Source organism: Streptomyces sp. WM6386, from assembly GCF_000972385.1.
GTDB lineage: Bacteria > Actinomycetota > Actinomycetes > Streptomycetales > Streptomycetaceae > Streptomyces.
Genome location: NZ_JXTE01000196.1, coordinates 1 through 1,207, shown reverse-complemented (window position 1 = coordinate 1,207; position 1,207 = coordinate 1). Strand labels below are relative to the sequence as shown.

Below are 1,207 nucleotides of genomic sequence, written 5' to 3'. Positions count from 1 at the left end.
CCCGCTCCCCCCCCGCGGGCCCCCAGCCGATGCCCACGCCGCGCTGGGACCGGTTCCTCGTCGACACCTTCGGCGACGGGGTCGAGGGCGCGGAAATGATCGACTTCCTGCACCTGCTGCTGGGGTACTCCATCACCGGGGACGTCGGCGGGCAGGTCATGCCGTTTCTGTTCGGGTCAGGCAAGAACGGCAAGTCGGTGCTGCTGGACGTCCTGATGAAGCTGGTGGGGGACTACGCCGATGCGGCGCCGCCCGGCTTCCTGATGGCCCGGCCCTACGAGGGGCACCCCACCGACCTGGCCGAACTGCACGGCCGGCGGGTCATCGTGTGCAGCGAGGTCAAGCCGGGGGACCGCTTCGACGAGGCCCGGGGGAAGCTGCTGACGGGTGGCGACCGGATCAAGGCGCGCCGCATGCGTCAGGACTTCTTCAGCTTCGAACCCACCCACAAACTCTGGCTGCTGGGCAACCACCGGCCCGAAGTGGGCACCGGTGGCTTCGCGTTCTGGCGGCGGATGCGGCTGATCCCGTTCGAGCGGGTCGTCCCCGACGACCGGAAGATCGACAACCTGGCGGACATCCTCGTCACCGAGGAGGGGCCCGGAATCCTCAACTGGCTGATCCTGGGCGCCCGTCGCTACCTGAGCGGAGAGAAGGACCTCACCGGTCCCGAACGGGTACGGATCGCCACCACGGCGTACGCGGAGACCGAGGACCACACCGGGCGGTTCCTCTCCGAGTCCTGCCGGCTCGCACCGGCGCTGAGGGCGGAACAGGCACCGCTCTACGCGGTTTATAAGACCTGGTGTCAGAATGAGGGTGCCCCGGCGATCTCGTCCCGGGCCTTCGCGGCACGGGTCCGAGAGGTGGTGGGACTGGCGTCGCCCAAGGAGATGATCCCGTCCAACCAGCGCAAGTACTACCCGGGCATCGGAGTGGTCGCCGACGAGGAGACAGCATGAGCGCCCTCATCGCTGAGGACGAGCTCGTTCATGAGGACGACTTCGTCTGGCTCGAGGACATCGACACGCTCGACTACGTACGCCAGAGCCTGGACCGGCTGCCGACGCGCCGTGGCAAGCCCCCCTACCACCGCGACGGACGCATGGTCGGCTATGCGCTGCTGGGTCCTGGGGCCAAGCCGTCCCGTTCCTCCGGTACTTTCCGCCGCCGGGTGTTCTGGCTGCTTCCGCACGACCGTGACACC

Annotated in this window: 2 protein-coding genes; both read left to right on the top strand. The window is 68.4% G+C overall.

Translation table 11 applies throughout. From position 1 onward, the window contains the following. Positions 1–962: DNA primase family protein (locus TN53_RS40685; protein WP_046263914.1), on the top strand; the 962-nt coding region annotated here is incomplete at its 5' end. Further along, a partial coding sequence (locus TN53_RS40680) for a DUF6009 family protein (protein ID WP_046263913.1) occupies positions 959–1,207 on the top strand: 249 nt, incomplete at its 3' end. The genes TN53_RS40685 and TN53_RS40680, both read left to right, overlap by 4 nt.